The sequence below is a fragment of the Agriterribacter sp. genome (assembly GCF_035497235.1).
In the GTDB taxonomy this organism is placed as follows: domain Bacteria; phylum Bacteroidota; class Bacteroidia; order Chitinophagales; family Chitinophagaceae; genus Agriterribacter.
Genome location: NZ_DATJEB010000037.1, coordinates 76786 through 102496 on the forward strand (window position 1 = coordinate 76786; position 25711 = coordinate 102496).

17 protein-coding genes and 1 tRNA gene are annotated in these 25711 nt (G+C 42.1%); 12 read left to right on the forward strand and 6 right to left on the reverse strand.

Translation table 11 applies throughout. The features are described 5' to 3' along the window. Positions 1 to 43 precede the first annotated feature (43 nt). Entirely contained in the window at positions 44 to 352 is a 309-nt protein-coding gene (locus tag VL121_RS12165) for a DUF3467 domain-containing protein (protein WP_325405633.1), read from the reverse strand. A gap of 127 nt (positions 353 to 479) precedes the next feature. Here VL121_RS12165 and VL121_RS12170 point away from each other — a divergent pair, with 127 nt between their 5' ends. Next, positions 480 to 2138 (forward strand): dipeptidyl-peptidase 3 family protein, encoded by a 1659-nt coding sequence (locus tag VL121_RS12170; protein WP_325405635.1) that lies wholly within the window; start codon positions 480 to 482, stop codon positions 2136 to 2138. A 766-nt stretch (positions 2139 to 2904) separates the two neighbouring features. Here the strand turns inward: VL121_RS12170 and VL121_RS12175 are convergent. Further along, positions 2905 to 3660 carry a zinc ribbon domain-containing protein gene (locus VL121_RS12175; RefSeq protein ID WP_325405637.1) on the reverse strand — a complete coding sequence of 252 codons (756 nt, stop codon included), beginning with the start codon at positions 3658 to 3660 and terminating at the stop codon, positions 2905 to 2907. 21 nt (positions 3661 to 3681) lie between these two features. Next, a complete protein-coding gene (locus VL121_RS12180; RefSeq protein WP_325405639.1) occupies positions 3682 to 4779 on the reverse strand; it encodes a Nif3-like dinuclear metal center hexameric protein in 1098 nt (365 codons plus the stop codon). Positions 4780 to 4857: 78 nt separating this feature from the next. Here VL121_RS12180 and VL121_RS12185 point away from each other — a divergent pair, with 78 nt between their 5' ends. The 7 genes from VL121_RS12185 (at position 4858) to VL121_RS12215 (ending at position 15435) form a co-directional block, all read left to right on the forward strand. After that, entirely contained in the window at positions 4858 to 5670 is an 813-nt protein-coding gene (locus tag VL121_RS12185) for a DUF695 domain-containing protein (protein WP_325405641.1), read from the forward strand. A gap of 309 nt (positions 5671 to 5979) precedes the next feature. Beyond that, positions 5980 to 7476: a carboxypeptidase M32 gene (locus VL121_RS12190; RefSeq protein ID WP_325405643.1), complete on the forward strand. Its 1497-nt coding sequence runs from the start codon at positions 5980 to 5982 to the stop codon at positions 7474 to 7476. Between the two features lie 15 nt (positions 7477 to 7491). Beyond that, on the forward strand, positions 7492 to 7926 hold the full coding sequence (locus VL121_RS12195; RefSeq protein ID WP_325405645.1) for a hypothetical protein: 435 nt from the start codon (positions 7492 to 7494) through the stop codon (positions 7924 to 7926). Positions 7927 to 8125: 199 nt separating this feature from the next. Then, on the forward strand, positions 8126 to 12466 hold the full coding sequence (locus VL121_RS12200; protein ID WP_325405647.1) for a PKD domain-containing protein: 4341 nt from the start codon (positions 8126 to 8128) through the stop codon (positions 12464 to 12466). Between the two features lie 4 nt (positions 12467 to 12470). Further along, on the forward strand, positions 12471 to 13523 hold the full coding sequence (locus tag VL121_RS12205) for a PorP/SprF family type IX secretion system membrane protein (protein ID WP_325405649.1): 1053 nt from the start codon (positions 12471 to 12473) through the stop codon (positions 13521 to 13523). Between the two features lie 209 nt (positions 13524 to 13732). Beyond that, complete coding sequence (locus VL121_RS12210) at positions 13733 to 14077, forward strand: T9SS type A sorting domain-containing protein (protein WP_325405651.1); 345 nt, start codon at positions 13733 to 13735, stop codon at positions 14075 to 14077. 512 nt (positions 14078 to 14589) lie between these two features. Beyond that, a complete protein-coding gene (locus tag VL121_RS12215; protein WP_325405653.1) occupies positions 14590 to 15435 on the forward strand; it encodes a hypothetical protein in 846 nt (281 codons plus the stop codon). Positions 15436 to 15687: 252 nt separating this feature from the next. Here VL121_RS12215 and VL121_RS12220 read toward each other — a convergent pair whose 3' ends face one another. Further along, entirely contained in the window at positions 15688 to 16689 is a 1002-nt protein-coding gene (locus tag VL121_RS12220; RefSeq protein ID WP_325405655.1) for an AraC family transcriptional regulator, read from the reverse strand. An 85-nt stretch (positions 16690 to 16774) separates the two neighbouring features. Between VL121_RS12220 and VL121_RS12225 the strand changes: the two genes are divergently transcribed. Together VL121_RS12225 and VL121_RS12230 are read left to right on the forward strand one after the other, a co-directional pair. Next, positions 16775 to 17425, forward strand: coding sequence for a hypothetical protein (locus VL121_RS12225; protein WP_325405657.1), 651 nt, complete (start codon positions 16775 to 16777; stop codon positions 17423 to 17425). Between the two features lie 115 nt (positions 17426 to 17540). Continuing rightward, positions 17541 to 17720: a hypothetical protein gene (locus tag VL121_RS12230; RefSeq protein ID WP_325405659.1), complete on the forward strand. Its 180-nt coding sequence runs from the start codon at positions 17541 to 17543 to the stop codon at positions 17718 to 17720. A gap of 184 nt (positions 17721 to 17904) precedes the next feature. On the opposite strand, the gene VL121_RS12235 is transcribed toward VL121_RS12230, so the two are convergent. Together VL121_RS12235 and tyrS are read right to left on the reverse strand one after the other, a co-directional pair. Further along, positions 17905 to 17975, reverse strand: a tRNA-Gln gene (locus VL121_RS12235). Positions 17976 to 18054: 79 nt separating this feature from the next. After that, positions 18055 to 19332: a tyrosine--tRNA ligase gene (gene tyrS / locus VL121_RS12240; protein ID WP_325405661.1), complete on the reverse strand. Its 1278-nt coding sequence runs from the start codon at positions 19330 to 19332 to the stop codon at positions 18055 to 18057. A 196-nt stretch (positions 19333 to 19528) separates the two neighbouring features. On the opposite strand from tyrS, the gene VL121_RS12245 reads away from it, so the two are divergent. After that, positions 19529 to 20656, forward strand: a complete 1128-nt coding sequence (locus VL121_RS12245) for a putative type IX sorting system protein PorV2 (protein WP_325405663.1) — start codon at positions 19529 to 19531, stop codon at positions 20654 to 20656. Between the two features lie 3 nt (positions 20657 to 20659). Further along, complete coding sequence (porU2, locus tag VL121_RS12250) at positions 20660 to 25705, forward strand: putative type IX secretion system sortase PorU2 (RefSeq protein WP_325405665.1); 5046 nt, start codon at positions 20660 to 20662, stop codon at positions 25703 to 25705. Positions 25706 to 25711: the final 6 nt, after the last annotated feature.

The following is a 25711-nucleotide window of genomic DNA, read 5'->3' on the forward strand; positions in this document are numbered from 1 at the left end:
GATTGACACCCACCACTTACCACTTACTACTTACTACTCACCTCTACGCCTGTGCGGTAGGTCCCCCAAAATTCATGGGTATTTGTATTTCTTCAATATCCTGTATAGGCCCGTTGGCCGTTTCAAAGCGTTTTACATTATCCACCAGGGCTTTCATAAAGCGTTTGGCATGCTGCGGCGTAAGAATAATTCTTGATTTTACTTTGCTTTTGGGGGTGCCCGGCATCACATTCACAAAATCCACCACAAATTCGGCATGGCTGTGCGTAATAATAGCAAGGTTGGCATATACGCCTTCCGCAATTTCTTCAGAAATTTCTATGTTGAGCTGGTTGGGTTGCTGATCTGCCATAACAGTTATTTGTGCAAATGTAATTAAGATTTGAGATTTGAAATGGCGAGGTTTTATTGACTACTGACTATTCACCATTCCCGTCCAATCTTAATTCCTACATTTGACCTTCTTAAATAAAATCACCATGAAACAATACGTCTTTCTCATATTAAGCGCCGCGGCAGGTATAGTATTATCCTGCAATGGTAATAATAATGCCACTGCAACAAATGAACAAGCAAAGGATTCTGTTATGAACTATATACAGCAAAGGCTGGCCTCCTATGAAAAGGTAAAGCTAACAACCAATCTAAGTCAGCTTACGGCCGGGGAAAAAGAAATGCTACCGTTGCTCATTGAAGCCGCCCGTGTTATGGACGACTTGTTCTGGCTTCAGGCTTACGGCAATAAGGACAGTTTGCTGAATGCCACTGCTGATGAAGCAACAAAGCAATTTATAAGCATCAATTATGGCCCGTGGGACAGGCTGAAGAATGATACAGCGTTTGTTGCAGGGGCAGGTGTTAAACCGCCGGGCGCTAATTTTTATCCTAAGGATATGACCAAAGAAGAATTTGAAAAGACCGATATAAAAGATAAACAGGGATTGTATTCTGTTGTTAAACGTGATGCTGCGGGCAAACTGTATTCAGTGCCTTATCACAAAGCATATAAAACGCAGCTTGAAAAAGCAGCTTCGCTGCTGAAAGCGGCAGCAGCGCTTGCAGAAGATGCGGGTTTAAAGAAATATTTGCAATTGCGCGCTGAAGCGCTTGTTACCAGTAAATATACCGCCAGCGATATGGCCTGGATGGATATGAAAACAAATGGTATTGATTTTATTATAGGTCCTATTGAAAATTACGAAGATAAGCTGTTCAATTACCGTGCATCCTTTGAAGCTTACCTGCTGGTAAAAGATAAGGAATGGAGCAGGCGACTGGCAAAGTATGTTGCCATGTTGCCCGAACTGCAGGAAGGGCTTCCGGTAGAAAAGAAATACAAATCGGAAAAGCCCGGCGCCGACTCGGAGCTGAATGCATACGATGTAATTTATTATGCAGGCGATTGTAATGCCGGCTCCAAAACCATTGCCGTTAACCTGCCCAACGATGAAACCATACAACAAACCAAAGGAACCCGCCGCTCGCAGCTTAAAAATGCCATGCGGGCCAAATTCGATAAAATATTGATGCCTATTGCTGATCAACTCATTGATGCCTCTCAATTATCCAGGATAACCTTCGATGCTTTTTTCTCCAATGTGATGTTTCATGAAGTGGCGCATGGCTTAGGCATTAAAACAACTGTAAATGGCAAGGGAACGGTAAGGGCTGCTTTGCAGGAACAGCAGTCATGGCTTGAGGAAGCGAAAGCGGATATACTGGGTTTATACATGGTAACAAAACTGGTAGAAAAAGGAGAACTGGAAGGGGATATCGAAAGCTATTATACCACCTATATGGCAGGTATACTGCGTTCTGTGCGTTTTGGCGCCGCCAGCGCTCACGGTAAGGCCAATATGCTCAATTTTAATTTCTTCCAGGAAAAAGGCGCTTTTGAAAAGACAAGTAAAGGACGTTATAAAGTGAACTATGAAAAGTTTGGAACGGCAATGAATGCCCTGGGAGCGCTGATCCTAACATTACAGGGAAATGGCGATAAAGCAGGTGTGGAAGCGCTGCAAAAAGAGAAAAGCCTTATTAAGGCCGATCTGCAATCTGATCTGGATGCATTACAGCAAAGAGGAATACCTGTAGATATTGTTTTTGAGCAGGGGTTGAGTGCGCTGGGGTTGAAATAAGAAAGGATTAATTAAATCCGAAGCCAAAAACCCAAAATCCGAAGGAAATACAAAGAACCAAGAAACAAATCACAAGAACCGGATAAAATTCAAATTTTAAAGTCAAATATTAACAATGTCTTTCCATTTGGAAGATGGTTTTCTTCGCTGTCTAAGAGTGTAAATCCTATTTCTTGTACTTTTGCCAACATTGTCTCTGGTTCTATAACCTTAAAAATTAGCCCGGCTTTTTCACACTTTCAATACCCGTTGGGCTAACAGATTGCAAATTATTGTTTGACTGTATTGTAGCAATGAAATGTCCACCAGGCAAAATATTATTCTTAGAAAATTCTAAACATTTGTCGATGCCTGCATATTCCAAAACCAATGCCGCCAAATAAAATCAGCACTACAGATCTGATTCGTATTTTTTGTGATATCCTATTCTAAAAGTTGTAGAGTGGCAACTCTTTGTGGTGATACCTTTTAAAGCAAACATCAAGGTATTTCTGGTTAATGTCAATACCAATTACATTCTTTGAGATGTCGTTGTCGATGTGTTCAAGTCCGTTTTCGCCGGCAATACCTATAAAAAGACAAATCGCAGGCTTAATTTTTGTCAGGTACTTTTTTGTCAATGAATTAAGTAAACTTAATTGTCCAACAGAACTATGTTACATATGTTGTTCATAATCGTCTATTGGAATCTCTATCCATGGGTTGCTGTTATTTAGTGAATTATTTTGCATAGAGAGAGAGGTCACTAAAATTACGCCCAACTGCTTTATTGCACTTCCGTACTATGGTAAAGTTCTTCATCAATGAGAATGCGACCACAATTCTCACACACAATAATTTTTTTGTGCTGGCGTATCTCACTTTGCCTTTGAGGCGGAATAGCATTAAAACAGCCGCCACATGCGTCTCTGTGAACCGACACAATAGCCAGCCCGTTACGATAGCTGTTACGGATCCTTTCATAGGATGCCAGCAGGCGGGGTTCCACTTTTTCGCGGGCTTCAGCAGATATTTTGTGAAATTCGTTCTCTTCTTTTTCTGTATCGCCTATTATTTTTTCAAGTTCTCCTTTTTTGTGTTTTAAAACACCCTCTTTCGAGGCCACGGCTTTTTTAGCGCTTTCTAACAAACGCGCCTTATCGCCAATTTCTTCGTTAGCGTCTTTAATATGCTTTTCGGCCAATTTGATCTCCAGGTTCTGGAGTTCCATTTCCTTGTTAATGGCCTCAAACTCGCGGTTGTTTTTTACATTTTCACTTTGCTTTTCGTACTTTTTTACCAGCGCCTGCGCATCCTTAATGATGTTTTTCTTTTGCTCAATAAATTCCTGGATGCCGTTAATTTCTTCTTCTACACGCGTTTGCCGGGCATGCAGTCCGTGTATTTCATCTTCAAGGTCATGCACTTCCATAGGAAGTTCTCCCTTCAGTATTTTAATCTCATCTAATTTGGAATCTGCTTTTTGCAAAGAAACGAGTGAAGAAAGTTTTTCTTCTACGGAGAATTCTTTTACGTTGGCCATATGATCTATACGATTTATGAATTAAGCGTAATAAAATACCGGGTTGGTATTTACCGCTGTTTTTAGGACGGCAAAGGTAGGAAATTTTTCCAGCAAAATATCATGCAATAAGTCAACCGTATATTGCTCGCTCTCAAAATGACCTATGTCTGCTATTACCATCCGGCTGTCGGCATCAAAAAATTCATGATATTTAATATCAGCACTTATGAAAATATCGACGTTAGCGTGTAATGCGTTGGAAATCAAAAAGCTGCCTGCCCCTCCGCAGAGGGCTATTTTTTGTATCGCTCTCCCGGTAAGCCGGGTATGGCGTACAAGCCGGAGTTGAAAAATTTCTTTTAAAAAGGCCAAAAAATCCATTTCTTTCATAGGTTGGGGTAGCAATCCGGTAAGCCCGGCTCCTGTATGCCGGTGGGTGTTTTCCAACTGCACCACATCATAGGCAGCCTCTTCATAAGGATGGGCGGCTTTAAGCGCCTGTACCAGCTTTTGCTCTATCCATGCGGGAAAGATAACTTCTATTTTTACTTCCTTTTCAAAATGAAGCTCGCCCGTAGCGCCGGCAAAAGGGTGCGTACCCGCTTCTCCTTTAAAAGTGCCTGTTCCTTCACTGTTGAAGCTGCATTGGCTGTAGTTGCCAATATAACCCGCCCCGGCATGAAATAAGGCGGTTCGGAGGTTTTCCGCCTGTGCAATGGGTACAAAAGTATATAGCTTTTTAAGGGTGGATGCTTTTGGCAGTAATATGGTCCGGTTAATAAGACCCAGCCTGTCGGCCATCCTTCCGTTTACACCGGTAATAATATTGTCGAGGTTGGTGTGAATGGCATAAATAGCAATATCATTTTTAATGGCTTTAATAATCGTACGTTCTACGTAGGTTTTGCCGGTAATGCGTTTCAGTCCTTTAAAAACAACCGGGTGATGCGCCACGATCAGGTTGCATTTGCGTTTAATTGCTTCATCAACTACGGCTTCTGTTGCATCTAAGGAACAAAGTACCCCTGAACAGTGCTGCTGTTCATTGCCGGTAATTAAGCCGGCATTGTCATATGGTTCCTGCAGCGCGGGAGGCGCTGTGTTTTCCAAAACGTTAATGATGTCCTTAATTTTCATAACTCTTCAAAAAGTAATATAAAAATAGCCATTACTTTGCTGCTAAATTGTTTTCAGTGGCTTCACTGTCATATGATCATGAAAAAAATATTGCTGCTCGTATTTAGCTGCACTGCGCTGTTACAAATGAAAGCCCAGCAGTATAAAGGTAACTGGGATGCTTATGTGGTGCAAATCAATCATAAACCGGTATCCGTTGTTGTTGACCTCGACTTTGGTACTTCTCCTGAAGCTAAGGAAAAAAAGAATGTAATTATTGTGCAGCTTAATATGAAGCGGGTGCAGCCTGACGGAATGCCTGTACGAAATGAAATAAAAACGTTAGACAGTATAGAAAACGGACTGGTGAATGGTTTAAACAGTGCTTTAAACGCGCAGTATACGGGGCGTTACACCCAGGGTGGAAAGAGAGATTTTTATTTTTACAGCAACGATACATCAAATTGTATACATTGGGTTGCAACCGTTTTACAACATTTTTCTACCTATACCTGGACTGTTCTGGTAAACCGCGATGATGATCTCAGCAACTACCTTAATGTATTGTATCCTACCCAAAAAGAAATGGAACGTATACAAAACAGGCGTATGGTAGATGCCCTGCAAACAAAGGGAGATCAACTGACCGCGCCCCGTAAAGTGGATCATTTTTTATTTTTTAAAACAGCGGCCGACAGGAAAAAGTTTGCCGGGGTGGTACAGGACAGCGGTTTTGCGGTAGAAAATGCAGGTAAAGAGATAGGTGTGAAAGACCGGCCTTACAGTTTGCATATTTCAAGAACGGATAAGGTGGATTATAACAGCATTGATAAAGTAAGCTTATACCTGTGGGAGCTGGCATTGCATTATTTTGGAAAATATGAGGGGTGGGAAACTTTTGTGGTGAAGTAATAAATGTGGAAATGTGGAAATGGGTATATCCCAAAGATTAGCTACAAACGGTAAATTCTAATGAATTTAGGATTAAGTTGGATCAAATAGTCAGGATATATTTTAACCCGGCAATGGAAGAATGAATGTTTGGATTGCACCGAAGTACCGCTCTGCTCCGCAAGGAGAGGAGAAGGAGGTGAGGCTGCTTCGGTGTATAGCAGTCCTAACACGTTTTAGGAATGCGGAAATGTGGAGGCAATAACAGTTTAACGCTGCGTCTTTGCTTCGCTGCGGGCTTTGCGTGAAATAATGAAATTTGAAAATTGTATGACATCTCAACAACTATATGAACAGTACACCGCTCAAATGCGTAAAATAGCGGATGTAAAATATGCGCTGGCTGTTTTACAATGGGACCAGGAAACCTATTTGCCTGCCAAAGGAGCATCACTCCGGGGGCAGCAAATGGCCACGCTCAGCGAAATAGCGCACCAGCTTTTTGCGGATCAGAAGTTAGGCATATTGCTAAATGAATTGTCGGCGGCGGATGGACTTACTGACACGCAGCAACGCAATGTGACATTAACACTGGAAGATTATAAGAAGAACAAAAAGTATACTTCAGCATTTGTACGTGAACTTTCCGAATCTACCAGCAGGAGCTACCATGCATGGATAGAAGCGCGGAAACAAAATGATTTCCGTGTTTTTGAAAAAAGTCTTGGTGAACTTATCCGGCTTAAAAAAGAAGAAACGCAGGTATTGGGGTTTGAGCAGCATCCTTATGATGCGCTGTTGAATGAATTTGAAAAAGGCGCTACGGTTGCATGGCTGGATACCTTATTCGATGAATTGCAGCAGCCTTTACAGAAGCTGCTTTCAACCGTTATGCAAAGGCCGCAACCGGACGATGGCTTTTTGCGCCAGCATTTTGATAAGGACGCGCAATGGCGTTTTGGGCTGGATATGCTAAAGCGGATGGGATACGATTTTGAAGCGGGCCGGCAGGATATTTCAGAACACCCGTTTACCACCAGTTTTAATGCCTGCGATGTACGCGTTACCACCCGTATTGATGAAAATGATTTTACTTCAATGACATGGAGCTGTTTGCACGAAGGTGGCCATGCGCTGTATGAACAGGGATTACCGGCGGAGCAATACGGGTTACCACTTGGCGAATATTGTTCTTTGGGCATCCATGAATCGCAAAGCCGGCTCTGGGAAAACTGTATTGGCAGGAATAAATCTTTTATAGAATATAATATTCCCCTGATCCGTCAATATTTCCCGCAGCTAAACCAGGCCGGACCGCAACAATTATTTGCTGCCGTAAATAAGGTAAAACCTTCCCTTATCCGCACGGAAGCGGATGAGCTCACCTATCATTTTCATGTAATGATCCGCTATGGCTTAGAGAAAAAGCTGATGGAGGGAAGCCTGGATGTAAAAGACATTCCTTCGTTCTGGAACGAATCGTACAAAGCCTTACTGGGCGTTGATGTACCGGATGATAAAAACGGTTGCCTGCAGGATATTCACTGGAGCCACGGGAGCTTTGGTTATTTTCCAACCTACAGTTTGGGGAGCCTTTACGCGGCACAGTTTTTTGCCTTCATGCAAAAGCAGGATCCGGGCTTATTAAGCCAGGTTGCTGCGGGACGTTATACCCCAATTCATCAATGGCTGCAAACACATGTATATCAATACGGAAGAGCGTATACCAGCAGTGCGTTGTGCAATAAAATAACCGGTGAACCGTTGCAATTAAAGTATTTTATACAGTATCTTACCAGTAAGTACAGGGCTGTGTACCATTTTTGATTAAATCGTGTTTTCATGAAAAGTACAGGTGTTTGGTATGGCTTATTGTTTTTACTTATTTTTTCACTGAGCGGACTTCACTGCAAGAAAGTGAAGGAAGACCTTGGTAAAAAGTTCATTATCAGCGCTATGACAAACGGGCTGTGGATTGTGCAGGCGTTTACAGATGGAAATACTGATATTACCGCCGATTTCAGTGGCTACGAGTTCCAATTCAAGGAAGATGGTAAGGTATTTGCCATAAAAGCAGCAACCGCAGAACTGGTTGTGGGTGCATGGGAGGGTAATGTAAATGATCTCACCATATTTTCAAACTTTCCGGCGGCAGGAGAACCACTGTCAAAACTTAATGATACCTGGAAAATTACGAACAACACCACGAAACTTGTTGAAGCCAAACCTTTTACTAGCAGTCGTACAGCCTATCTGAAACTGATTAAAAAGAGTTAACCTTACCTGTGTAACCCAACTTTACGGTATAATCCGGCGTATATCTGGTTGGTATCCTGTCCTTTGACGTCAACCCCTGAAAAGTTATTGCGCACCGGCCTGAACTATATAAAAAATACGATAGTTTTGGCCAAATTTGCCGGCGGGCAAGTAGTATTACTGATTAAAAATCTGACCCCCTGTATAAATATATTGCGGTTTGAAAAAAGGAATATTTAATAGCATATTCATATTGTTGCTTGCTTTAACCGCGAATGCGCAAACTCCTGTAGCGGATTTTTCAGGGTCTGTATTGTCGGGTTGCGCGCCACTCCGCGTAAATTTTAAAGATTTGTCTACCGGCGATCCTAAATACTGGGATTGGGATTTGGGCAATAACCTGCTATCGAATATTCAAAACCCAACTACCACTTATTCACAGCCGGGTACCTATACGGTAACCCTGGTAGTGCGTAATGCAAGTGGTGCAAATGCGGTAACCAAAACGGAATATATCACGGTATACCCTTCACCTTCCGTTGCTTTACTGGCTGATATTACTACGGCCTGTTTACCGGCACCCATCCAGTTTACCGGAACGGCTTCTACTACGGTGGGAACAATTAGTGATTGGTCCTGGGATTTTGGCGATGGGGCAACATCAAGCCAGCAAAGCCCGCAGCATACCTATACCGAAACCGGGTATTACAATGTGGCGCTCACCGTAACCAGCAGCAATGGTTGCACCCGGCGCACGAGCAGGGGGAGGTATATCCGTATGGTATCGGGTATTGTTGCCGACTTTGTAAATACGCCTTCCGCGGAATGTAAGCCGCCGTTTGGCATAGCTTTCACCAATGAGTCCAGCGGGCCGGGCAGGCTTACCTATGCATGGAATTTTGGAAACGGCAGTACGGCAGATTCTGCCAATCCTGTGGTAAATTTTGCCACGGATGGTGGTTATTCGGTTCAACTGATCGCTCAAAGTAATTATGGTTGTAAGGATACGGTTCAAAAAACGGTTACGGTTGCTACTTATGCGGCAGGCTTCAACAGCCCCGACAGCAGTTGTTTGGTTGAACCCGTTAATTTTGAAAATACTTCCGCGGCTGGCGGCGCCTCTTTACTATGGGATTTTGGCGATGGCACGCAATCTTCAGAACTTAACCCGGTAAAAACCTATGGAGCGGCGGGAAGCTATACCGTAAAGCTCATCAGTAATTACGCGCATTGCAGCGATTCTGTAAGTAAAACCATTAAAATAACGCCTAAGGCCCCGGTTAATTTTACTGCAACCAATAACTTAGGCTGTGGCACCCCACTTGACGTGCAGTTTCAAGACATTACACCTGGCGCCATAAGCTGGCTCTGGGATTTTGGTGATGGAACTACTGCTACGGTACAAAATCCTACCCACACGTATACCGGCATTGCGTCTTATGATGTTACGCTTACGGTAGCTACCGCCAATGGTTGCGGCAATACCATTACCAAAAGCAGGTTTGTTCGGGTTATACCCACAACCGTTAAAATTATCACTGCTGTTGATTCGGGCTGTGTAAATTTTACCACTGTTAATCCCACAGCACAGGTTAGAACAGTTGATGCTATAGCTTCCTACCTGTGGGATTTTGGTGATGGAACTACTTCTACACTACAAAACCCTACCTACACGTATAGCAGTACGGGTGTTTTTCCGATGACGGTTAGGATTACCACTGTTGATGGCTGCACCGTTACCTCCACTCCCCACATGGTGCGGGTTGGAACACCACCTCCAATAGCAGATTTTACTTTTGATAATAGCGCTGGCGACTGTGTTTCCGATACGGTAAAATTTGAGGTAACTACCATCGCAGGCGCCAATGAGTGGCTCTGGGATTTTGGAGATGGCGAAACATCTGCAGAACAAAACCCCAGCCATTTGTACAGGGATACCGGCAAAGTAGCGGTAACGCTTATACCGCTTAATAATGGCTGCAGGGGACCGGCAACAACAAAAGTTAATTTATTTCATAAGCATCCACCGGTGGCTAATTTTAATTTTGAAGTAGATTGTGCCAACCGTTTGTTGGTAACTTTTACCGACAGTTCCATTGTTGATCCTTTGCTTAGTCCGCTTTCTTATGCCTGGGATTTTGGAGATGGGGAAACATCTGCAGAGAAAAACCCGCCGGCGCACTCCTATGGTAGCAATGGCAGCTACAATATTAAACTTACAGTACATAACGGAAGTTGTACCGCCGTGTATGCAAGGCAAGTAGATCTTTCTTCTGTGAACGCTGATTTTACTTTGCCTGCGGATCCATTATGTAAAAATGGTTATCTTCTTTTTACATCAGTAGAAGATACTTCAAAGGTGAGCGGTTATCAATGGTCGGTTGATGGGGCGGTAGTTCGTAATGAACAATCTTTCGATACGCTTTTTAGTGTGGCAGGAGATCACCGGGTGGAATTAAAGATCACCGATAAAAATGGTTGCTTTACAACCGCTGTTGAAAATATAAAAATTAAAGGTCCCACGGCGCAATTCACCTCATCTGCCACGGCAAACTGCGGAAGTGATGCGGTGAGCTTCACGGATCAATCCACTTCCGGAACCTCCATTGCGGAATGGTTATGGGATTTTGGCGATAATGTAACCCAAACGTTTTCTGCACCGCCGTTTACCCATCAGTATGCCGATACCGGAACCTATAGGGTAAAGCTTACTGTAAAAGATGCGGATGGCTGTACAGATACTTTTGCGCTTGCCAGCCCCATAAAAGTGGCCGCCCCCAAAGCATATTTTGGCGCCGCGCAAACATTGTTCTGTCCGGGCATGCCATTAACATTTAATGATTCATCCCGGGGTGCAGGGCTTACTTATGCATGGGATTTTGGCGATGGTAAAACGGCAACAGGGCAAAATCCATCTAATATATACGCTGAGGGAAAGTATAATGTGAAATTAGTGGTTACCGATAATTTGGGCTGCAGTGATTCTTTAACAAGAACAGATTATATAGATGTTAGAACGCCCATAGCCGCTTTTGATGCCAGGGATACTTCCTCTATCTGCCAGTTGCTGGAAGCTAAATTTTTTAACAGGTCAGAAAATTACGAATCCTTTTACTGGGATTTTGGTGACAGCACCAACTCTACACTGCAGGAGCCGAAGCATTTTTATGATGTGTACGGAAATTATGTTATAAAGCTTTATGTAACCGGTTATGGCGGATGCGTGGATTCTGCTGTTGGGCAGGTGAATGTGTATAATCCTTCAGACGTTAGAAATACTAAGATTAATTATAATGTTCCTCCTTCTCCCATCTGTAATGAGGTACCAATAGAATTTGATATCGTTATACCGTCAGGTACCAAATTCCAGTTTGCCTTTGGTGATGGTAAAATAGATTCATCAGGACAAACCACATTGAATCATCTGTACAATAGTCCGAATCCCTATCAGCCTACTGTGTTACTCGTTGATTCGCAGGATTGCAGGGTAAATGTACCCGGCCCAAAAGTGATCAATGTAAATGGCGCTATTCCTGTTTTTAATGTTGATAATAAGCAATTTTGTGATTCGGGAACCATATTTGTTACCAATTATTCCATAAGCAGGAGTGGAGACCCCATTGTTTCACAGCTTTGGGATTTTGGTGATGGGCAAACGTCAACTGATAAAAATCCTCCTGCCCATATTTTTCCGCAGGCCAACTTATACCCGGTCTCACTTACCGCTACCACGCAGAGCGGCTGCCAAAAAACATTTACCGATACGGTGCGGGTGTATCGTACACCCCGCCCTGTAATAGCGGTGGATGATATTACCTGTATAAGCCGTGCCATTGCTTTCAATGGTTCGCTTGCACAACCTCCCGATACGGCTATCCTGTGGAACTGGAATTTTGGTGATGGAAGAACATCCACCGAAAGAAACAATACCATTAGCTATGATGCTCCCGGAAATTATAACGTAACCCTTACCGCCGCCAATAATTTTGGTTGTAAAGATGTGGCAACAGATGCTTTAACGGTAGCGCCCCTGCCTGTTATTACAGCAAAAAATGTAATTATACCGGTTGGGGGCGAAATAGTGATACCGGTGAGCTATAGCAGTGGCATCAGCCGCTATAGCTGGACGCCCCCGGACGGATTAAGCTGCACCAACTGCCCGGCGCCTTTGGCTAAACCCAAACTAACTACCACTTATCATATACAGGTAACGGACAGCAATACCTGCTCCAATGCCGCGGATATAATAGTGGATGTGGTTTGCAAAACGGAAAATTATTTTGTGCCCAATACCTTTTCGCCCAACGGCGATGGGATGAACGATGTGTTTTACCCGCGGGGCAAGGGGCTGGCAAGTGTACAATCTATGAAAATATACAACCGCTGGGGACAACTGGTTTTCGACAGGCGAAACTTTTCAGCGAACGATCCCACTAAAGGATGGGATGGAAAAATAGGTAACCAGGCTGTGCCTCCCGATGTGTACGTGTATATGGTAGAATTTATTTGCGAAAATGCGCAAATTGTACCCATAAAGGGAAATGTAACCTTAATACGATAAATGAATGCTCTATAAAAAAAACACATACTGCCCATTATTTGGCATGCCGGTGAGGTGGTGCTTTTTAGTGTTTTTAATATTGCTGGCTGTAGCCCCGAAAGCGCAGGATCTTCATTTTTCACAATTTTATGAAGCGCCGCTGGTGCGTAACCCCGCGCTTGCCGGTTTATTTGAAGGCGATGTAAGGGCGCAGTTGGTATACCGCAATCAGTGGGGGAGTGTAACCACGCCCTATCAAACAGGATCGCTCAACGGGGAGTATAAGTTTGCCATAGGCCGGGGAGATGATTTTATGACTGCCGGTTTGCAGGTGTTATGGGATAAGGCGGGTTCGGTAGCGCTTAACACTACGCATTTGCTGCCCGTGGTGAATTATCATAAATCTATGAACGCCGATAAAAACAGGTATGTTTCCATTGGCTTTATAGGGGGATTGGTTTCCCGGAGCTTAGACCGTTCAAAAGTAACTACTAACAACCAGTATGACGGCTTTGGCTATAATGGCTCGCTGCCCGATGGGGAAACCTTCGCGTCTAACTACTCTTATTTTGATGCTGGTGTGGGCATGAGCTACAATTCCTCATTAGGCGATAATAAAGACAATAATTTTTTTGTGGGGCTGGCATATCATCATTTTAATAAACCCGCTAATTCTTTTTATCAAAAGCTGCAGCACCTGCCCAGGTGGGTAGCTTCTGGCGGCTTAAGAACTACAATGGGTGATCTTTCCTACATTACTATTAACGCCGATATAAGCGTGCAGGGACCTTTTAAGGAACTGATTGGGGGAGCAATGTATTCCCGGAAAATAGGAGATGAGGAAGCGCCGGACTATATTGTACATATAGGGGGCTATTTGCGGTGGGAAGACGCGATTATACCGGTAGTAAAATTAGACTATCATCCTTTTTCAGTAGCCTTCAGCTATGATATGAATATATCCCAGCTTCGCACATCAAGTCAGGGAAGAGGAGGATTTGAAATTTCGCTGAGTTATATCGGCTTCCTCAACACCAATGGCAGCACCAAAGGTGTATTACGCTGTCCGCGGTTCTGATTGTTGTCATGTTTTCGTATTAGGCACGCTAAGGACTGTCGCTTCAGCACTTATGAAATTTCATTTCCATATTTCCACATTCTCACCCGCCTATACAGTCGAGCAGGCATTTCCACATTAATTCAAATTACCATTTTTCAATTTCTCCTTCATACTTTGAAAGACAAAATTTGCGTTATCTTTTACAGATAAAATCCTAATTTTATAGAGTGAAGACCTTTACGCTGATATTTTTAATGGGAGTGATGTTGCATTTTTCCGGCTTTGGCCAGGAAAAGTATCTCCTTGCAGCTACAGCGCCCGCCGTAAAGATCTTAAAATTTTATCCTAACCCTGCTACTACTTTCATCCATTTCGATTTTCAGAAAGATTATGACAGATCATATAACCTGGTGATATATAATTTTTTGGGAAAGAAAGTTTTTGAGCTTGCCAATATAAGCCTTACCAACCAGGTAAATCTTTCCGATTTTACACGGGGCGTATACATTTTTCAACTGCGCGACAGGAATGGAAGAATCATTGAATCGGGTAAATTCCAGGTGTCTAAATAAGCGAATTATTCGCACACTGTTTTTGCAGCATACCACTGTAAATTTACACTTCATTCAAAACGCAAAGTAGCAAATCTTCCCAATTGTACCTTTTCCCTATAAATTAATAATAGGCAATCATGTCATTCAACAAATGATGACCGGGTTAATATTGCAGTATAATACATAACCTTGCTATTGATTTATGAAAACCGGTTAGTTATGATTTGTATTTTTTGAACGCTTGCTGCATAAACATAGAGCGCACCGGAAAAGGGTCGTAACGTGTTGCCTGTATGCGCTATATTCCTCCTGTGTTTCTTTGGGGTTCGGTAGCATCCAAAACTCACGTTAAAGAATAGCCGGAAACCTCCATGCTGGAATTACCAGTAGTGCCGGCTATGTGTTTGTGCTTACTAACTGTATTGTATAAACGAAAATAAAACCATACTGCAATTCTTCAGGAAAAGTTTCGTTTTAGCAGTGAAATTTTCATTTTAATATCTTCATTTTTAACTAAACTCTTAATTCTGATGAGAAACCATTTTACGCTTTGGCACCTGGCCGCATTTTTATCCCTGGTTTTATTTTTTTCCTGTAAAAAGGATGACAATCCTGCGTCCACTCCTCCTCCGCCCCCTCCGCCAACGCTGTTTGAGCGGGTACAGGGAAGATGGGATGTTGATGTACCTTTTATGGGCAGGAAGCAGGAAAAGTCATCGTATGCATCTTTTAAAAACCAGGAAAATCTGGATATAGGTGCAGTAACATCTGTAGAGTTTTTCAGCGACAGTACATGCATCATAACATTGAATTATTATTACGGACTGGTTCATGCTATCTCTGTTTCCGATAGTATTACTTTTAACATGGAAGGGCTGGGAGCTTTGACGAATATCCGTGTATTTGGCGATTCTTTAAGTTTTTCGTTCACTTATCATGATATTCCGATGACTGTAAAAGCAGCGAAGAGGGCCAATATAGAGGTAAGCGAAAATAAGAAAGCATTGCTGAACAGATGGAAGCTGACCTCTGAAGAAGATGGCGCCGCCTTTTATGAGGAAAATGAGATAAATGGCAATTTCCATATGATTATTTCGGCTGCGGGAAGTTTTGTGCAGCAATACCCTGATAATTACACTCAATCTGTAAACTGGAAGTGGCATCCGGAAGAGCCCGATGCTATTATGACTTATGCCGCAGGGCAGGATGAGGCAAATAATAATCATTATTTCAAGATATTGGAGCTAAGCGCTACCAGGTTAAAGGTGCAGGAAGTCTCTTTAGAACCGGTATATGAGGACGATGGAACAGGCAATGAAATCATCACCGGATACGAAAAAGTAATAGTTAACACCTTTGTTCTTACCGCTAAATAAATAATTGCATTAGTAAGATGTTATTCAAAAGCCGCCGGATACCAGACCTGGCGGCTTTTTACGATATTGTACACTATTAAAGTCGAATATATAGATTTTTCAATTTTCTTGTGTAGCGTTTTCTCCGCGCATTTTTTATGGTGCGTTACAATTTGCCGTGGAAAACCTGCAAGAATTGAAATACTGATAAATACCCCTAACGCCAAGACCAGTAAACATGGGCTGTCTGATCCGGACGAATGGTAAATATTTTTACATCTGTTCTTTCCTTACGGCTCTCGGAGTTGAGTTCGTCCAGGATTTAAAAGCCTTTCTAAATGCAGTCAGATCGGAGTAACCTAAAATATCCGAAACCTCAGATATTTTTATGGCCGGGTTTTGCATTAACTGGAAAGCAATTTCTTTTCTTATGGCGCCTGCGATATCGCGGAAAGTTGTTTGCTCCAGTTGCAGCCTGCGTTGCAAATGGCGGGGTGTCATATTCAATGCAGCGGCTGCTTCTTCAATGGTAGGTATTCTTCCCTTAAACTGCATGAATAATACCTGCTTTAAACTTTCTACCGTACTGCGGGAGGTCAGTAACACCTGCTTTTCGGCCATAATGGAACTGAATAGCTGAAACATGGATTGATCGCTGGTAAGCAGGGGAGTTGCGATGGCTTCTTTACTCAGAATAATGCGGTTGGCATCCTTATTGAAAAGCACTTCACAGCCAAAGGATTTCCTGTACTCCGAAATTTCCCGCATTTGATAGGTCAGTTCAATTCGCAGCGGAACAATGCGTTTTCCCGACAGGGTGCGGCATGTATTGATGACTGCGGCAAATAAAAAATCATTGGCATGCCTTGCCGGTTCCGGATATTTCATCAGCCACATTTTATTTTGTGCAATCTCTATAATCGCCACATCATTAACAGTGTACCGGTATTCAACCATCGGCGATGTCATGTGGCCATACCGGCACAACATCTGCATACTTTGGTCAATGTCTTTGCTGCTTTGGATTAAAAAGCCAATCATTCCGTGAAGCAGTTTGTCTACGCCCATGCCTACATGCAAGCCAATCAATGGATCGTTCGACAACTTTAAGAGCGGCACCCAAATAAGCGCTGCTTTCTCCCATTCAACCATATTTTCAGAGTCACCCATTTCTTCGGGACTGATGCCCGACATCTGGCAAAGGATATCGAAAGCTGCTCCAAATGAACTTGCCGTTTGAAAAATAGTGCGGATGACCATTCCCTGTAAAGCCATGGCGTAAAATATATCATTTTAGGCAGAAAATACCCTTTTCCCTACTTGTGTAACGCTGGTACTTTGCAGTATCAAAAACAAATTTATGGAATCAGTTAAAAAAAAGTTTTTAAAAAAATGGGTAACAGGCAACGTAGCTGTTTACTCCGGTGCATTAGGTTGTTTGCACCCGCTCATTGCGCACGGGCTTACCGGCGATCATGATAAATTGTTAACAACCCCGCAATTTATTACGCATACCCTGTCTCTGTTTGTTTTTATGTTCTTACTTGTAAGAACGCAGCAAAGAACGTTTCAAATGGCGGGGAAGCAGAAAACCGCTGCCGGGCTCTGGCCGTTTTTATTCTTTACGCCCTGGGTGTTCTGGCTCGGCTATTATACCCTGTTCGTTCCCTTCGATATATTGTTCATGTTCCTGTCAATTGGCATTATCAATGCTATACAATTAAAACCAATAGTTAAATTTCCAACGAAATGGGTATGGCAATGCATCCTCGGATATTTTCTTGCAGCAGTAGCGGGTATTATTGTCGGACTGGGCGCTTATCAGCTTTACTATAAGGATTTACCGGGAATTGCGAGGGATATGGCCACCTGGCTATCCATCAGCATTCCTGCTGCGCTCGTTGTAGCGTACTACTTCAAATATATTTTGGCAATCCAGGTTCTCTTACCCAACGATAGCGTGTCTGATAGGATGCCGGAACAGAAAGCGCATTTCCCGAAAGTTGCATGAATATCCCTGGTGAGTCAAACTATTATTTATCCCTTTTCCGGGAGAAACCAGTATAATTGATGGAACCATAGCCACTTCATTTGAAAGACCGGTAGAGGATGTAGCCGGCATCTTTATGGTGAAAGATGTACCCATTGGAAAATATACCATTAAAGCGGTATATGCAGGTGAAAAATTATTGCTTAATAACCGCCGCAGTGATGATAATAACGAAGAAAGCAAGACCGTTATTTTCGGCAAATACGGTTACCTGGGTGAAACCGAGTACAATACTGAGTTCTATATTACAAAATAAAAACTTCTCAATCAGATCCGGTGTATGTATTACTTTTTCCAGGCCATTAACAGTCTTTTGGTATCCGAACCCGTAATTGAGTGCATTCCTGCAAATGACAATGTAAGACCATTCAGTTAGCTTTTTGAATCGAACATAAAAAAGCCTTGACAATGAACATATTGCAAGGCTTTTTAAATTTTTGTTGCCCGACCTGGATTCGAACCAAGACAAACAGTACCAAAAACTGTCGTACTACCATTATACTATCGGGCAATCCTTACCTTAAAAGCAGGTTTAAGGGCTGCAAAAGTAAATACTCGCTGCATCTAAACCAAATTTCATTACCGGATATTTAATTGGCTTTAACCAAGTAATAATTTTTTCTGCCTTTTTGGATTAATACATATTTATCATGTAAAAGATCGGCTGTATTAATTTCCTTTGAAATATTATCTATTCTGTTACGATTGATGCTTACCCCACCACTTTGAACCATTTTTCTGGCTTCTCCTTTACTTGAAAAAGCGCCTGTTTCCGCCAGAAAGGAAACAATGTCAATACCGCTGTTTATTTTTTGTTTGGAATAATCAAATTTTACAACGCCTTCCATACTTTCAAGGTCTTCGGCAGTGAGTGCTGTAGCAGGCGCGTTTTGCTGTGCAAATAATTTTTCCGTTGTTTCAACGGCTTTGCTGTACTGCTCTTCTCCATGAATGAAAATGGTTACTTCTTTGGCCAGTGTTTTTTGTAACAACCGTTCGGCCGGGTTTTGATGATGTTGTGCAAGCAGGGTATTGATTTCCGCCGGAGATAAAAAGGTGAAAATTTTAATCCATTTTTCCGCATCTTCATCCGAAGCATTCAGCCAGAATTGATAGAACTGGTAAGGAGAAGTTCTTTCCGCGTTTAACCATATGTTTCCTTTTTCTGTTTTACCAAACTTTCCGCCGTCAGCTTTTGTAATAAGGGGGCAGGTAAACGCGAAGGTTTCGCCGCCAGCCTTACGTCGTATAAGCTCCGAGCCCGTAGTAATATTACCCCATTGATCACTGCCACCCATTTGGAGCTTGCAGTTTTTATTGGTGTATAGCCAGTAATAATCGTATCCCTGCATGAGTTGGTAGGCAAATTCCGTGTAGCTGATGCCGGTGTCGCCTTCAATACGTTTTTTTACACTGTCTTTGGCCATCATGTAGTTGACCGTTATATATTTTCCCGCATCTCTCAAAAACTCAATAAAACCAATATTTTTGAACCAGTCGTAGTTATTTACCAGTTCCGCGCTGTTCGGCAGGGCAGTATCAAAATTCAGGTGTTTCTCCAATTGCTTCCTGATCCCCACCACATTAATGTTTAATTGTTCGGCGCTCAGCAGGTTACGTTCTTCACTTTTACCGCTGGGGTCGCCGATCATACCTGTTGCGCCGCCGACAAGCGCGATAGGTTTATGACCTTTTTTTTGCAGGTGTACCAATAACAATATGGGAACCAGGCTCCCGATATGCAGGCTGTCGGCGGTAGGGTCAAAGCCAATATATGCCGTGGTCATTTCTTTATTTAACTGATCTTCCGTTCCGGGCATCATATCCTGCAGCATACCCCGCCATTTCAGTTCTTCTATGAGCGTCATTTTCAAGTTGTTTCGGGCAAAAATAATGTTAGTTTACCAAGTCCGTTTCAAAAGGCAATAATTTGAGTGTAAATCCGTTATAAAAGCTTGTATTTTAATGCCTATCCCTGCAAATGTTCCTGTGTATATTTGTATTGTTAACCGGTTTTAAAATGCCGGTATATAAGCAGAAATTACTTATCAGTAAATAAGTTGAATGAAAAAAGTGCTTCTGAGAATAGTTTTGATTGTTCTGTTAAGTAGTAGCCTTCATTCGTATGCCCAGTTTCGTAAATATTCCAATGAGTTCCTGAATATAGGCGCCGGGGCAAGAGGGCTTGGAATGGGTGGCGCCCAGGTAGCTTCAGTTAGCGATGGCAACGCGGGGTATTGGAACCCTGCAGGTCTTGTGCACATAAAGGATAATCCTGTTGTTAACTTTATGCATGCGGAATATTTTTCGGGTATCGGTAAATACGATTACGGCAGTGTAGCTATTCCCCTGAGTGATAAAAAAAGGACAATTGCGTTATCCTTACTGCGTTTCGGGGTAGATGATATTCCTAATACGTTATATCTTGTGGAGCCCGATGGTTCTATCAACTACAATAATATCCGTTCCTTTTCTTCGGCCGATTATGCTTTTCTTTTTTCTTACGCGCAAAGTCTGAAACAAAAAGGGAGTAAGCTGTTCAGCTTTGGTGTTAATGCCAAAGTTATTCACCGTAATGTAGGAACATTTGCAAAGGCCTGGGGCTTTGGTTTGGATGCCGGTGTGCAAATGCAAACCAAACGCTGGAAGCTGGGTATTGCCGCCAGGGATGTTACTACAACGTTTAATGCCTGGAGCTTTAGTTTTACGGAAGAGGAAAAAGAAGTGCTCTATCTTACAGATAATGAAATACCGGTAAAGTCAACAGAGCTTACGGCTCCCCGCTTGGTACTGGGCGGAGCGTATGATTTTGCGATAGGTAAAAATTTCAATCTTCTTGCTGAAGCCAATTTAGACCTCACTTTTGATGGAAAACGAAATGTAATTATTAGTGCCGACCCGGTAAGTATTGATCCCAGGCTGGGTATTGAGCTGGGGTATAAAGACCTGATTTTTGTGCGAAGCGGTATTTATAATTTTCAGCGGGCGCTGGCCGATGGTGACACCCTTAATCAGAAGAAAGTATGGATATACCAGCCGGGTTTGGGCGCCGGCTTTAAGCTAAAGCATATTGCCATAGATTATGCTTTTACGAACCTTGCCAATCAATCCAACCCTTTATATACGCATATCTTTTCTATACGGTTAGATTTAGTGAAAAAGGAAAAGACCAAAAACGTTAAAACAAAATAACGTATGATGAAACAGGTACTGTTTATACTATTTACGTTAAGTTCCTTTTTGGCCAGAGGGCAGTATAACAATGAGTGGATAGACTATAGCAAAACGTATTACAAATTTCCGGTTGCAAAAGATGGCTTATACCGGATTGCAAAATCTACTTTACAGGCTGCCGGGTTAGACAATACACCCGCGGAATATTTCCAGTTGTGGCGTAATGGAACGCAGGTGCCATTATATACTTCCGTGGCTTCCGGCATTTTAGATGCGGCAGGGTACCTGGAATTTTGGGGAGAAATGAATGATGGCAAACCCGATACTAAATTATACAGTAATATCAATGACCAGTTATCAGATAAATGGAGCCTGGAAACAGATACGGCTTCTTTTTTTTTAACGGTTAATCCTTCAGGTGGTAATCTCAGGTTGGTTAATGAAGTTAATAATGTAGCAGGTAACACACTGGCTCCGGAACCCTACTTCATGTATACCTACGGCAAGTATTTTAAAAACAGGATCAATCCGGGTTACGCGGGGCTGGTAGGAGAGTATGTATATTCATCATCATACGACAAGGGAGAAGGGTATACCAGCGGTGATATTCGGCCTGCCACGCCGTTAAATGAACCTGTTATTAATAATTTATTTCCGTATGCGGGAGGTCCGGACGGTACCTTTTATATTGCCGCATCGGGCAACGCGTTATATAACCGCAATTTCAGAGCTGAGGTAAATAACACCCAGCTTGTGGATGTGGTGATGAATGTTTTTAATGACACGCGCCAGCAGGTAACCCTGCCGGTGAGTTTAATTGGCGCAGGTACTGCGGCGGTAAGGATCACCAATACTTCCGCTAACCCCAATGACAGGATGGTTGTATCGAAGTATGAGATCACTTACCCGCGGCAGTTCAATTTTGGCAACAGTACTAATTTTATATTTGAGTTGCCGGCCACAGGTACAGGAAACTTTCTTAGGATTACCAACTTTAACAGGGGAAGCGCTGCACCAGTACTCTATGACCTTTCCAACCGTAAAAGATATACCGGTGATATTGCTGAAGCAGGCGTTATAAAATTTGCCCTGCCTCCTTCGGTACAGAAAAGAAAGCTGGTTTTAATGAATGCGCTGGCAGCTAATATCACTATGATTAATGTGTTGGCTCCCCTTAATTTTATTGATTACGGGCAACCGGATCATTGGGGTAATTACCTTATCATTAGCAACCGGCTATTATATAACGGTCCCAATGGAAACCCGGTAGAAGCGTATGCGCAATACCGCAATTCAACTGCCGGTGGAAGTTATATGGCAAAGGTATACGATATAGATCAGTTAACTGATCAGTTTGCCTTTGGCATTAAACGACACCCGTTTGCAATAAAAAATTTTATAAAATACGCATCGGATATTTTCCAAACAAAGCCGCAGGCTGTTTTTCTTATTGGTAAAGGGGTGAATTATATTGATGCGAGGGCTAACCAAAGTAATCCACTTTTGGAGCGGTTGAATCTGGTGCCTTCCTTCGGTCATCCCGATTCAGATAATTTACTGGTAGCAAGGGATAATGAAACCATTTCCAGTATTCCTGTGGGGAGATTATCAGTAGTTAACCCTGCTGAAATTGAGATATATCTGAATAAGGTAAAAGAGTATGAGTCTATTGCTGTCAACGCTCCACATACAGTGGCAGGAAGGGGCTGGATGAAGAATACAGTTCATGCCGTTGGGGGCGGCAATGCACCGCTGGCTGCTGAGATTGGTGGTTATATGAATCAGCTGAAGCATATACTGTCAGATACTTTATATGGAGGCAATGTCAAAACCTTTAGCAAAACATCTGTTGTTGCTTCTCAACTGAGCAATGAAGGCTTGAGGGGTTTGTTTAAAGAAGGTCTCGGAATAGTTAATTACTTTGGCCATTCATCTTCCACTAACATCGATTTTAATATTGAAGATCCCGGTGCGTATGAAAATCAGGGTAAATATCCTATGTTTTTTGTAAATGGTTGTCTGGCGGGCGATATTTTTAGTTTCGACCAGAACAGGCTTAATGTAACCAATACGCTTTCAGAAAAATTTGTATTGGCCAATGAGCGGGGTGCAATAGGATTTATAGCAAGTTCCCATTTTGGTATCGTAAGTTACCTTAATTCTTATTTAACAGGTTTATACGGCGCTATTTCCAAAAAAGAATACGGACATCCAATTGGCGAAATGCTGGAAGAATCCTTTCGCTATCTATTGGGTGTTTGGGGAACCGATTTTTTTGCCAGGCTGCATGCTGAAGAAATCACGTTACATGGCGATCCTGTTATAAAATTATATGCGCAATCTCAGCCGGATTATGTGGTAGAAGATCAATTTATTCAACTTCCATCTCTCATTTCAGTTGCCGACCGGAATTTTACTTTGTCTGTTAAGTTCTTTAATATTGGAAAGGCTATTCCTGATTCTCTGACGCTGGAGATAAAGCGCCAATTGCCCGATGGATCTGTAACGGTATTAACCCGTAAAAGGATTCCGGGTATGCTTTTTAATGACAGCATACGGTTAGTCGTACCCGTTAACCCTGCCCTGGAAAAGGGAGAAAATAAGCTTATTGTAACAGCGGATACAGACAATGAAATTGATGAAATCTCCGAATCCAATAATTCGGTTTCTAAAATATTTTACATTGTAGAAGATGAAGCTACTCCTATATATCCTTATAAGTTTTCAATTGTTAATAGTAGTAATATTTCGTTTTATGCTTCAACAGCTAACCCACTGGCTGCAATGAAGAATTATGTAATGGAAATAGATACAACGACATCTTTTGATTCTCCGGTAAAAAAATCAGATTCAAAAAGCAGCACAGGAGGGGTGCTGGAGTTTAAGCCAGTGATAACTTTTTCTGACAGTACCGTATATTATTGGAGGGTTGCGGCAGTACCGTCTGCAGGTCAGGAATATAGCTGGACCCAATCTTCATTTATCTATCTGGATGGCAGTACAGAAGGATTTAACCAGTCTCATTATTATCAATATCTTGAAAACGAAGACGAAGGGATAGAGTTGAAAGATGACCGGCAATGGAAGTTTGATATGATCTCCAATTCGTTAATTATAAGAAACGGCGTATATCCCACGGCATCGGGATTCCAGTCATCCTACGTTAATTCCCTTAATGGACAGGATGTACTTGGAGCCGGATGTAATTATGATGAATTGATATTTCAAATCATTGATCCTTTAACCTTTAAGCCATGGGATAATAACTTTTCCGGCGCAACAGGTTTATACAACAGCCTTTTAGCCACCTGTGGCGGAGGGCGGATTCATAATTTCCAATACCTCCTTTCAAGCAGTAATTCCCGTAAAAAGGCAATGGACTTTTTAGACACGATTCCGGATGGAAGTTATGTGATCGTGCGGACAAACGCGAGTGCTTCAGTAGCTGGAAATACCTATGCAGATCAATGGAAGGCAGATACAACTTTATTTGGGAGTGGAAATTCTTTATACCATAAGCTCTTTAATCAGGGGTTTACCAATCTCGACTCATTTAACCGTCCAAGGGCATTCAGTTTTGTATTTAAAAAGAATAGCCAGGCTGAATTCGCTCCCAAAATACAGTTTAGCCAAAACCAGTTTGATTTAATATCAATGGGTGTAGAATGTCCCTCTCCTGATTCGGTTGGATATATTATTTCTCCAAAGCTGGGACCGGCGAAAGAATGGAAAGCGCTGCACTGGAACGGTATAAAACTGGAGAATCCTTCATCTGATAACGTTGGTATTGATGTCGTAGCTATAAAACCGGATCAATCGGAGCATGTAGTTTATAGTATTAATGAAACGGATAAAGATTTTGATTTATCTGCTATTGATGCTTCACAATACCCATACCTGCAACTCAGGATGAAAAATGTGGACACAACAAAATCAACTCCGTACCAGTTAAAATACTGGAGATTAAATTATGTGCCGGTACCTGAAGGATCGGTGGCTCCTAATATTTATTTTGAATCAAAAGATACGATAGATGCAGGTGAAAAATTAAAATTTGGAATTGCTTTTAAAAATATCAGCCCGGTAGCTTTTGACAGTTTAAAAATTAAACTCAGTTTGCTTGATAAAAATAATCTTCAGCACGTACTCGATACCGCAAGAAGAAAAATCATTAGCAGCGGAGATACGTTGAAGGTGGAGTATGTGATTGATAATACCAAAGACTATCCCGGTTTAAACACATTAGTAATGAACTTTAATCCTGATAATGATCAGGCCGAACAGTACTTGCTTAATAATTTTTTATATAAAAGCGTTTATATCCGACCCGATAACCTTAATCCTTTACTTGACGTTACATTTGACGGCGTGCATATTCTTAATAATGATATTGTTTCTGCTAAGCCGCATATTCTTATGAAATTAAAGGATGATAGTCGCTTCCTGGCTTTAGATGACACCTCACTGTTAAAAGTACATGTCAGTTATCCGGATAGAACGTTAAGGGCTTTTTCATTTAATAATGATACCCTCCGTTTTACGCCTTCATCTCTTACATCGGGTGGCACAGATAATACGGCTACAATTGATTTCAACCCCAGTTTTCTTGAGGATGGAAATTATGAACTGATTGTTTCGGGCAGAGATAAAAGCGGTAATACAGCCGGGCAAACGGAATATACGGTTAGCTTTAAGATCATTAATAAACCAATGATCTCAAACATGTTTAACTATCCTAATCCCTTTACCAGTTCTACGGCCTTTGTATTTACATTAACCGGCAGTGATATTCCCCAGAATATACGTATCCAGGTTTTAACCATAACCGGAAAAATTATTCGGGAAATTACAAAAGAAGAGCTGGGCCCAATAAGAATTGGAAGAAATATTACGGATTTCAAATGGGATGGGACAGATCAATACGGTCAAAAACTTGCAAATGGGGTATACTTATACCGGGTGATTACCAATTTGAATGGAAAATCTTTGGACAGGTATAAATCCGAAGGAGATAATACAGATCAATACTTCAATAAAGGGTATGGAAAAATGTACTTGATGCGGTAGTAAAAG

What these genes read in the sequence shown, in the direction of transcription:
- VL121_RS12165 (WP_325405633.1), bottom strand. Translation starts at nt 352, where the DNA reads ATGGCAGATCAGCAACCCAACCAGCTCAACATAGAAATTTCTGAAGAA.
- VL121_RS12170 (WP_325405635.1), top strand. Translation starts at nt 480, where the DNA reads ATGAAACAATACGTCTTTCTCATATTAAGCGCCGCGGCAGGTATAGTA.
- VL121_RS12175 (WP_325405637.1), bottom strand. Translation starts at nt 3,660, where the DNA reads ATGGCCAACGTAAAAGAATTCTCCGTAGAAGAAAAACTTTCTTCACTC.
- VL121_RS12180 (WP_325405639.1), bottom strand. Translation starts at nt 4,779, where the DNA reads ATGAAAATTAAGGACATCATTAACGTTTTGGAAAACACAGCGCCTCCC.
- VL121_RS12185 (WP_325405641.1), top strand. Translation starts at nt 4,858, where the DNA reads ATGAAAAAAATATTGCTGCTCGTATTTAGCTGCACTGCGCTGTTACAA.
- VL121_RS12190 (WP_325405643.1), top strand. Translation starts at nt 5,980, where the DNA reads ATGACATCTCAACAACTATATGAACAGTACACCGCTCAAATGCGTAAA.
- VL121_RS12195 (WP_325405645.1), top strand. Translation starts at nt 7,492, where the DNA reads ATGAAAAGTACAGGTGTTTGGTATGGCTTATTGTTTTTACTTATTTTT.
- VL121_RS12205 (WP_325405649.1), top strand. Translation starts at nt 12,471, where the DNA reads ATGCTCTATAAAAAAAACACATACTGCCCATTATTTGGCATGCCGGTG.
- VL121_RS12215 (WP_325405653.1), top strand. Translation starts at nt 14,590, where the DNA reads ATGAGAAACCATTTTACGCTTTGGCACCTGGCCGCATTTTTATCCCTG.
- VL121_RS12220 (WP_325405655.1), bottom strand. Translation starts at nt 16,689, where the DNA reads ATGGCTTTACAGGGAATGGTCATCCGCACTATTTTTCAAACGGCAAGT.
- VL121_RS12225 (WP_325405657.1), top strand. Translation starts at nt 16,775, where the DNA reads ATGGAATCAGTTAAAAAAAAGTTTTTAAAAAAATGGGTAACAGGCAAC.
- VL121_RS12230 (WP_325405659.1), top strand. Translation starts at nt 17,541, where the DNA reads ATGGTGAAAGATGTACCCATTGGAAAATATACCATTAAAGCGGTATAT.
- tyrS (WP_325405661.1), bottom strand. Translation starts at nt 19,332, where the DNA reads ATGACGCTCATAGAAGAACTGAAATGGCGGGGTATGCTGCAGGATATG.
- VL121_RS12245 (WP_325405663.1), top strand. Translation starts at nt 19,529, where the DNA reads ATGAAAAAAGTGCTTCTGAGAATAGTTTTGATTGTTCTGTTAAGTAGT.
- porU2 (WP_325405665.1), top strand. Translation starts at nt 20,660, where the DNA reads ATGATGAAACAGGTACTGTTTATACTATTTACGTTAAGTTCCTTTTTG.